This is a genomic window from Candidatus Aminicenantes bacterium, from assembly GCA_026393855.1.
In the GTDB taxonomy this organism is placed as follows: domain Bacteria; phylum Acidobacteriota; class Aminicenantia; order Aminicenantales; family UBA4085; genus UBA4085.
On record JAPKZJ010000005.1, the window covers coordinates 1 to 9,336 of the forward strand.

General features: G+C 62.4%; 7 protein-coding genes. 2 read left to right on the forward strand and 5 right to left on the reverse strand.

The genetic code is table 11. From position 1 onward, the window contains the following. Positions 1-243 precede the first annotated feature (243 nt). Positions 244-702 carry a DUF86 domain-containing protein gene (locus NTZ26_00140; protein MCX6558895.1) on the reverse strand — a complete coding sequence of 153 codons (459 nt, stop codon included), beginning with the start codon at positions 700-702 and terminating at the stop codon, positions 244-246. Then, a complete protein-coding gene (locus NTZ26_00145; GenBank protein MCX6558896.1) occupies positions 699-1,121 on the reverse strand; it encodes a nucleotidyltransferase domain-containing protein in 423 nt (140 codons plus the stop codon). Before NTZ26_00145 ends, NTZ26_00140 begins: the two co-directional genes overlap by 4 nt. A gap of 278 nt (positions 1,122-1,399) precedes the next feature. Between NTZ26_00145 and NTZ26_00150 the strand changes: the two genes are divergently transcribed. Further along, complete coding sequence (locus NTZ26_00150) at positions 1,400-2,611, forward strand: AAA family ATPase (protein MCX6558897.1); 1,212 nt, start codon at positions 1,400-1,402, stop codon at positions 2,609-2,611. Between the two features lie 70 nt (positions 2,612-2,681). Here the strand turns inward: NTZ26_00150 and NTZ26_00155 are convergent, their stop codons facing one another. Beyond that, positions 2,682-3,953, reverse strand: coding sequence for an ATP-binding protein (locus NTZ26_00155; protein MCX6558898.1), 1,272 nt, complete (start codon positions 3,951-3,953; stop codon positions 2,682-2,684). 268 nt (positions 3,954-4,221) lie between these two features. Here NTZ26_00155 and NTZ26_00160 point away from each other — a divergent pair, with 268 nt between their 5' ends. Beyond that, the gene (locus NTZ26_00160) at positions 4,222-5,883 is read left to right on the forward strand and encodes a DEAD/DEAH box helicase (GenBank protein MCX6558899.1); all 1,662 of its coding nucleotides are present in this window, start codon (positions 4,222-4,224) and stop codon (positions 5,881-5,883) included. Positions 5,884-6,010: 127 nt separating this feature from the next. Here NTZ26_00160 and NTZ26_00165 read toward each other — a convergent pair whose 3' ends face one another. Together NTZ26_00165 and NTZ26_00170 are read right to left on the reverse strand one after the other, a co-directional pair. Beyond that, a complete protein-coding gene (locus NTZ26_00165; GenBank protein MCX6558900.1) occupies positions 6,011-8,443 on the reverse strand; it encodes a hypothetical protein in 2,433 nt (810 codons plus the stop codon). A gap of 107 nt (positions 8,444-8,550) precedes the next feature. Continuing rightward, the coding region (locus NTZ26_00170; GenBank protein ID MCX6558901.1) for an NAD-dependent epimerase/dehydratase family protein at positions 8,551-9,336 on the reverse strand (786 nt) is incomplete at its 5' end.

Consider the following 9,336-nt stretch of genomic DNA (forward strand, 5'->3'; position numbering starts at 1 on the left):
TTCGCTACTATGCCCTAGCCGATGGGATCATGGCCCATCTGTTCGGGCAAAAGAGAGGCCTCCACGGCTGTTTTTCATCCCTCGGCCCGGCCACCGGCCAACAATCTCTTTTTTCACCATAATTTTTGGGGGAACTCCTCCAGGTCTTAACTCTTGACAGAATTAACTCGGCCTGACCCCTCCCCTTTTTCGATCAGATCCCCACACCAAATGCTCGGGACGACAGCGCCCCTTTTTTGCGAATCAGAGGTTCCTGTCGATCTTGTCCGAATTCTCGCCGAGCCAACGCCGGAATGCATCCCTAACCGTTTCAATGTCGCTAAGCTTGTGGCCGCAAATCTCGAACAGCTCATCGTTGGAAATTTCGTGATAAAAATGGACCAGCCGATTCCGGTATCCCGCAAGAACCGCCAACAACGCAGCCTCGGGCTCTTTGAGGACGGACTGCCGGCCAAGCTTGCGGGCAATTTCCTTGTATTCACCGACTCCCTCACCGAAAGCACGGGCGAGTATATGCCGGCCGACATCGAACAGCGCTTCCAGGCTTCGTCGCAAGAACGATTCCGCCGCCGCCGTATTCCGGCCGTCGGCGAAGAATGCGGCTCGGTCCCCCAGCGGCAGGTCGCGGATCTCGGCCAGATGGCGGTCCACGATGGCCAAGCGATCTGCCAGGACCCGACCCGCGAGGCCTTGCGGTGTCATGTGAGCCCCGTTAAATCCCGTTGGATTCGCTCTTGCTCAAAAGGCGCCAAGTCTCCCGCCCGCCTCAAGACGAAGAGCTCATATTCGTCCACGAAACGGCGATCCCGTTCGTAGAGCCGCTCTCCGCGGATGATTTCGGCGGCCAGAAAAGGATCGGCTTCATTGAGCACGACAAGGTCGACTCTCTCGACGCCGAATTGAACTTCCAAAGATTGGGCAAAATCGACTTTCTCTTGGACGGACCAGCCGCCCCCCGGGAGCAACACCCCGATATCCAGGTCGGAGGGATCAGCGGCCAAGCCATCCGCTCCAGCCTTGAAGCTCGCCAGGACTTCGTCGGCGCGGCTGCCGAAGACATAGAGAATCTCCACGCTCGCACGCTCCGCGAGAGATCGGACTTGTTTTTCGAGACGACACATCTTTAGCTTGCCCCGAGATATTATAATCCCGTTTGTTTTCAATCGCTATCGGCCCCCCGGGACGCTCTTCGAGCCAGTCCCCCGATTCTTCGATCGGATCCCCACGCCAGGGGCTCGGGATGACACCGGTACACTTTTCGAGCCCACGCAAAGCTCAGGGGTCAGGTCTGTACAATAAGGTCATATATTAAGACCTGACCCCTCCCCCAAGCCTGACTTTCTACCAGCCATCTGATAATAAGCCTTGACTTTTAACTAGCATGGCCAATAATGGTCACATGCTCAAACGCAGCCTTGAATCGATCCTCTCCGGGCCGCGCCAGGTCGGAAAAACCACTCTCGCCCGCCGGCTCCTGGAGGCTCGCGGCACCCCCGAGCTCTACTTCAACTGGGACGACCTCGCCTTTCGCCGCTCCGTGGCCCGCGACCCCTACGGCTTCGCCGACCGCCCGCTCTCTCTCCCAGCTCAAGGCAAGCCCCTCCTCGCCCTGGACGAAATCCACAAGTTCCCCCGCTGGAAAAGCTATCTCAAAGGGCTTTGGGACACGCGCCACGCCTCCCTCGACCTCCTGGTAACCGGTAGCGGCCGTCTCGACGTCTTCCAGAAGGGCGGCGACAGCCTGCTGGGCCGTTACCACACGTATCGCCTGCACCCCCTCTCCGTCCGCGAAGTGCTCGCCCCCGACATCGATCCAAGCCTCGACGCGGCCTCGCCCGACGCCGTCTTGGCCGGGCTTCTCGCCCGGCGCGGCGCCTCCGAGCCCGCCGCCCGCGAGGCCTTCTCGGCGCTCTTGCGGTGGGGCGGATTTCCGGAAGTCTTCCTCCGGCGCGACCCCGCCGCGCTCCGTCTTTGGCACGGCGAGCGCAAACGCCTCATCGTCCGCGAGGATCTTCGCGACCTGACCCGCATTCAGCTCGTCTCGCACGTCGAAGAGCTTGTGGAGTTGCTCGCGGCGCGCGCCGGCGGCGTGCTCTCCTACAACGCCCTGCGCGAAGATCTCCAGGTCGCCATCGACTCCGTGCGCCTCTGGATAGACGCCCTGGCCCGGCTCTACTACCTCTATCTCCTGCGGCCCTACGCCAAGCGCGTGGTTAGGGCTATCCGACGCGAGCCCAAGCTCTACCTCTGGGATTGGTCCGAGATCGAGGACGACGGCCACCGCTTCGAGAACCTCGTGGCCGGCCATCTTCTGAAGTGGCGCGACTTCAACAACGACCTCGGCCTCGAGCCGCTGGGGCTGCACTATGTCCGCGATAAAGAGAAAAGGGAAGTCGATTTCCTGCTGACCAGGGGCCGGCAGGCTGTGCCTTGGCTGCTCATCGAAGCCAAGCTCGGAGCGAGCCCGTCCGATACCGCCCTAAACCACTTTGCCGCCCAGCTCGGTGTGAAACACAAGTTCATCGTCTGCGCCGAGCCGATCCGGCCCGCCATGGCCGGGGAAGTACGCATCATGGACGCCGCATCGTTTCTATCAGCCTTGCCGGTGTGAGGGGTCAGGTCTTAACGTTTGACAGAATTAACCCGGCCTGGCACCACGGGGTCAGGCCTCGCCAAAAACGTTAAATGTTAAGACCTGACCCCTCCAACACCAGGTTCCGCCATGAGACAACCGAGAACGGACCCTGGCGGAAGCTCTCTCCTCCGCCGTAGATGACGGTCCCGTCGCTCGGGTTGACGGCGCCCGCATCGATGGCATCTCCGGCCGGGACTCCGGCCTCACCCTCGGCGGCGACTGCAGCGCTTCCGCTCCGGCCGGCCCTTTGTCTCCGTTGCGCGACCCAGGCCTGCCGCCGCTTCAGCCCGCGGAAATAGTCTTCGCTGACCGTCTCTCCCGACTTGATCTCGACCGGCCGGACAACCGTGCCCTCGTCGATCAGCAGGTCGATCTCCTCGCCGATATTGTCCCGCCAGAAATACAGGTTGGACTCGAGGCCGCGATTATAGCGAGCCTTTAGGAACTCGGACACGATCAACGCCTCAAATAACTCCCCCCGCATCGGATGCACGGCCATGTGATCCGGCCCCTGAATATTCAGCAGCCAGGCTGCCAGCCCGGGATCGTAGAAATAGAGCTTGGGCGCCTTGACCATCCGCTTGCCGAAATTTTCGGAATGCGGCCGCAGGAGATGGACGATATAGCTTGCTTCCAGGACCGAGATCCAACTGCGAGCCGTATTGTGGGTGATCCCGCAATCCGAAGCCAAAGAAGACAGATTGAGGAGCCGGCCGCACCGCGCCGCGCACATGCGGAGGAACGTCCGGAACTGGCTTAGATCGCGGACGGCGAGAAGATTTCGGACGTCTCTTTCGAGATACGTCATGACATAGTTGCCGTACCAGACGGCCGGATCCAGGTGGCGGTCATGAATCGGCGGGTAAAGGCCGCTGATGAGGACTTTGGAAAGCGGACCCAGCTCAATCCCGCCCCCGCCGGCTTCGCCTAGAGAGAACGGCAGAAGTTGGACAAGGGCGGCCCGGCCGGCCAAAGATTGGCTGATCCCGCTGAGCAAACCGAATTGCTGGGATCCCGTCAGGATGAACAAGCCCATCTTCTTCCGATCATCGACGAATCCCTGCAAATAGGAAAATATCTTAGGAAAGCGCTGCGCCTCGTCGATGATCGCGCCGGAAGGGAAACGGGACAGAAACCCGTGCGGATCTCCCGAAGCTGATTCGAGCTGGTCGGGATCTTCGAAAGAGACATAGGGCTTTCCCGGAAAAGCAGCTTTAACGAGCGTCGTTTTACCGGATTGGCGCGGGCCTGTCACCGCCACAATGGGATATCCGGCGGCAAGCGCCAGACAAGTCGATTCGGCCGCTCTTTTTATCATATTTGTAATATAATAATATAATTACTAATTGTCAATTGTATTGACATATTACAGACACCCTGACCCATCCCCGAGAGTGGCGAAGCCGGTACACTTTTCGAGCCCACGCGAAGCTTGGCTATCCCGACGCATTCCGGCCGGGCATTCCGACGGAATCCGGCCACCCATTCCGAGGGAAGGCGGCCGCGTTGGAACTGTCGCCGTTAGTTGACGAAAATAATTCGGGAGTTACGTATGGTGTCCCCCTATTTATTGATATATTACCCCCATGGCTGACGTTCTCAAGCCGCTGATTGTCCAATCCGACATGTCGCTCCTGCTCGAGACGGACTCGCCCCTCTACGCCGACGTCCGCGACGCGATAGCCCCCTTCGCCGAGATGGTCAAGTGCCCCGAGCACGTCCACACCTACAAGATCACGCCCCTCTCGCTCTGGAACGCCGCCGCGGCCGGCCTGGCCGCCCCCGAAGTCCTGGCCCGCCTCCGCGCCCACAGCCGCTTCCCGATCATGGACTCCATGGCCGCCCGCATCACCGACCTGATGGGCCGCTACGGCCGGATCCGCCTCCTCCCCCACGACGCTACCCGCCACCGCCTGGCCGTCGACGATCCTATCTTGCTCGAACGCTTCCGCAACGACCCCGCCGCGGCCGTCTTTATCGGCCCCGACGCCGCCCCCGGCGAAGCGCTCGTCCGCACGATCGACCGCGGCCCGCTCAAGCAAGCTCTGATCAAGGCCGGCTTCCCCGTGCAGGATCTGGCGGGTTATATCGCCGGCTCGCCCTTGGCCGTTCCCCTGCGCGAAAGCGACCGCTTCCGCCTGCGCCCCTACCAATCGGCCGCCCGCGACGCCTTCTTCAAGGGGGGCACCTGGCAGGGAGGGAGCGGGGTTGTGGCCTTGCCCTGCGGCGCGGGCAAGACGATCGTCGGGCTGGCCGCGATGAACCTCATCGGCGCCCACACGCTGATCCTGGCCACCGGGATCACAGCCATCCGCCAGTGGCGGCGCGAGCTTCTCGATAAGACAGGCTTAGCCGATTCCGACATCGGCGAATACAGCGGCGCCACCAAGGACATCCGTCCCGTCACCCTGACGAATTATCAGTTATTGACATACCGCAAGCGCGGCCCTCTGGCAGGCGACGACTTCCCCCACTTCCACGTCCTCAACGGCCTGCCCTGGGGCCTCATTATCTACGATGAGGTCCACTTGCTGCCGGCGCGCGTTTTTCGCTTCACGGCGTCGCTCCAGGCCGTGCGCCGCCTGGGCCTGACCGCGACGCTCGTGCGCGAGGACGGCCGCGAGGCCGACGTCTTCTCGCTCATCGGGCCCAAGTGCTACGACGTCCCCTGGAAAGTCATCGAGCGCCAGGGCTGGATCGCCCGCGCCGTCTGCCGCGAGGTCAAGGTCCCGGCCGACGCCGAGACTTGGGCGGCCTACGCGGCGGCCGAACCGCGCGGCCTGTATCGGGCCGCGGCCGAAAACCCGGCCAAGCTGGCCGTGTTGGAGCGCGTCATGGCCCGCCACCCGGGCGAAAAAATTTTGATCATCGGCCAGTATCTCGACCAATTGGCGAAAATCGCCGCCGCCCTCGACCGGCCCCTTCTCACGGGCGAGACTCCCCAGGACGAGCGCGAGCGGCTCTATCGGGAGTTTCGCGACGGAGACCTGGATCTTTTGGTCGTCTCGTCCGTGGCCAATTTCGCCGTCGACCTGCCGGACGCCTCGGTCGCGATCCAGGTTTCCGGCAAGTTCGGCTCGCGCCAGGAGGAGGCCCAGCGACTGGGACGAATCCTGCGGCCTAAAGCGGACGGGCGGCCGGCATCGTTTTACACGCTGGTCACGGCGGACACCGAAGAAGAGGATTTCGCCCTGCGCCGCCAGATGTTTTTGATCGAAGAGGGCTACGAGTACGAAATCCTTCGGTAAGAAGGGGTCAGGTCTCAACATTCAACATTTCCCTATTTCGATTCACGCCCGCGATCGAAAAAACCCAAGGATTTCCCGCCCACACCCAAGCACGAGGGGAGAAATGTTGAATGTTGAGACCTGACCCCTACCCGAGGGAATCCAGAGACAGGCTCGAGGCCAGGCCGTCGCGGTCGAGGAAGTAAACCCGGCCCTTCCGCAAACCGATGATCGTCACTAGATTGGTTTTCTTCCACCGGTAGCCCCGTAAATAGGCCAGCCGTATCTTGGTCCCGTTGCGCAAACACGCGTTGAGCGTCTTTTCCAGCTTCTTCTCGGGCAGCCCAAGGCCATCCCCCGTGTCTGGCCCGGCGTCGATACCCTTCTCCGCGATCGAGGCGATATCGGCATAAATCTTCTTCTTCTTCAGCAGCGCCACCAGCTCTCCCGGCGGCGGTTGGAACACAGCCAGATAGGGCGCATCCTCGGCCCCCTCGAGCTTGGCCGCATCGACACCCGGCAGCGCCAGGATGCGCTCTTTGACCCCAATCCCCTCGCACCTGATCACCGCCTGGCAGGGCATGACCGCCGCCTCGCCCTTGCGCCTCCCCGTAGAGGCCACGAACTCGCGGACGGTGGCCGGGATCTCGGCCGCCGCCTGGTCCTTCCCGCTCGCCCGCCCCGCCGCCCAGTCCTTTCCGGCCGCGCCCGCACCAGCGCCCGCATTCGCTCCTGCACTCGCTCCAACGCCCGCTCCAACGCCCGCTCCAGCCCCTGCACCAGCGCCCGTCCCCGCACTCGCTGTCCCGCCCGCTCCCCGCCGCCCGGCCGCATACGGCTTCTCCATCCAGGCCAGGATCGTCTCGGGCGTCCAGCCGGCGTCAAGCCCCCGGATCAGGCTCTCTCTGGTCAGGACGAAGCGGACCATGCGGTCGAGCCCGGCCAGCTCGGCGAACTCGGCCGGCGGACCGAACAAACCCGGCTCGGCCGTCAGCGGTACCAAAATCTCCAGATTGGCCTGCACTCGGACGGGGCGCTCCTTGGCCTTTACGACATTCCAGGCCGGGTCGCTCTCTGCCTCATCCAGCCGGCCGGCGATGCCCGTCGGCCTCATTTTTTCGCCGGCATCCGATATTTCGAGCAAGCCGTACCAGTAACAAACGTCCAACAGGTATTCTGCCGTCAGCGCGGGCGCTCTATGGGCCGGATCCTCGAGGTCGCTTTTCTTGGACCGGAACATCCAGGGCGCCGCCTCGGGGTGGTTGTCGAGGTAGGCTTCCAATACGCCCCGCTTCTGCCAGCCCCGCAAGCCGTCCAACACCTTGAGCGCCGCCTTCAACGGCAGGGGCTTGAGGGCCAGCTCGCGCCAATGCTCGACCGGAGCCATCAGCCCGCCGGGAAGCCGCGCCACGCCCCCGCCTTCCGGATATTCTAGGCCCAGATCCCGAAGATGGCACTCGACATAATCCTCGGGGGCCTGCAGAAGCCCTGCCACCGCCTTGACCGAACGGCGGGCAAGCGATCCGTCCTTTTTGGATTCGACTCGGCCGCAGGCCACCGCCACCCGGAGCTTGAGGATGTCCTCCAGAACCCGATCGGCATACGAGACGATCGGCCCCCGGGGCGCCGGCGCCGCCAAGCCCTTTCCCATCGCGGCCAGACTCGCTCGCATCTCGCCAAGAAAGTATTCGCGGACGGCGGGCCGCGCTTCTCGCGAAATCATCGGGATCACCCCAAAGTGCTGCATCGGGTTCAACCAGGGAACGACGAAGCCGTGGGCAAGCAGGTCCAAGGCCGCCGCCTGTCCTGGCGTCTCGCGGGGCTTGCCGCCCCACGCGTACCCACCCCACAGGGTCCGGTCGAAGCCGTAGGCATCGGACCAGGCCGACGGCGCCGCCCGGCGGGCCCGCGCCGGCCCACCATAGTCGTCGTCCATATGCAAAGGCTCACCGATGCCGCCGCCCCGGAGCAGCTCGCGGAGCATGGCCAGATGCCGATCGTCCAGGGCCTTCAGCTCGGTCGCGAAACGGGATGTAATCCGGGCATAATATTCCCGGATAAGCTCTGCTTTGCGGCCCGGGCCGGGCTTGAAACCCGCACGGTCGGCCAAGTGGCCGAGCATTTCCTTGTTGCGGCCATGGAAGTAAAGAAGCAGCGAATCGTCCTTGCCGGGCTCCTCCCCCGCCGCTGCCGCTGCTTGCAGGAGAACCTCGAAAGGCAGGACAAAGGACTCCCGGCCGTCGATGTCCAGGCGCAGGGCCAGTCCCGCTTGAACGAGCGATTGGAGGGGCTTGTACAAGCCCGCTGTGGTTTGGGGGACAGGCAGAAGGCCGCCCTGCTCAAAAGCCAGTGTCTTGATGGCCGAAGCCTCCGCACGGCCGAGCATGGCCAGCCGGCGGGCCAATTCTTCTTCCACGGTGAGCTTGGACCGACAAGCGGCTATCAGGCAGGCTTTTCGTTCGTCCGCCGAAACAACCCGGCTTGGTGCGGGCTCGCTGACTTTTAAGGTGCGGGCGTAGGCCTCGACGGCGGCGAGCGGCAAGGCCTTCAGATACTCGGCCAGAGCGAGTGGAACGAACACCGGCCCAATATAGGGCCGGGGCGGGGATCCGTCAAGTACGTGGATGGATTGTTTTTGGGGTCAGGCCTCGCCGAAAACGTTAAATATTAAGACCTGACCCCTCTCGGCTAATTGGCCAGATACCACACGATCGCGCGCCTTAGGCCGTCTTCGAGGCTCGTTTTGGCCATAAAGCCCACTTCCCGCTCGGCCCTCGAGACATCCAGTAATCTCCTCGGCTGGCCGTCGGGCTTGCTCGCGTCCCATTTAATTTCACCGCTATATCGCATTATTCTCGCGATCAACTCCACCAAATCCTTGATGGTGATTTCCCTACCCGAACCCAAGTTCATCGGTTCGCCGCTCTCATACCTCTCTGCCGTTAAGGCGATGGCCTCAGCGGCGTCTTCGACAAAAAGAAACTCTCTCGAAGCTGAACCTGTCCCCCACACGACAACCGGCTTATCAAAACCTGCCGTCACTGTTTCGCCACCCGTCCCCTTGGCCTTCCCGGCCAACCTATCCCGGCACACCGCCTTCCCGCCCATCGCCTCGACGAATTTCCTGACGAGCGCCGGGATGACATGGGAGGATTTCGGGTCGAAATTGTCTCGCGGCCCATACAAATTGACCGGCATGACGAAAACTGAATTAAATCCGTATTGCTGTCGATAGGCTTGCGACTGAACCAAAAGCATCTTCTTGGCCAGCCCGTAGGGCGCGTTGGTCTCCTCGGGATACCCGATCCAGAGATCCTCTTCCTTAAACGGCGCCGGCGTAAACTTCGGGTAACAACAGATAGTCCCCAAAATCACAAATTTCTCGACTCCCTTCCGATAGGCCTCATGGATGAGATGAATCCCCATGACGGCGTTATCATAGAAAAACCGCCCCGGGTTTTCCTTATTAGCCCC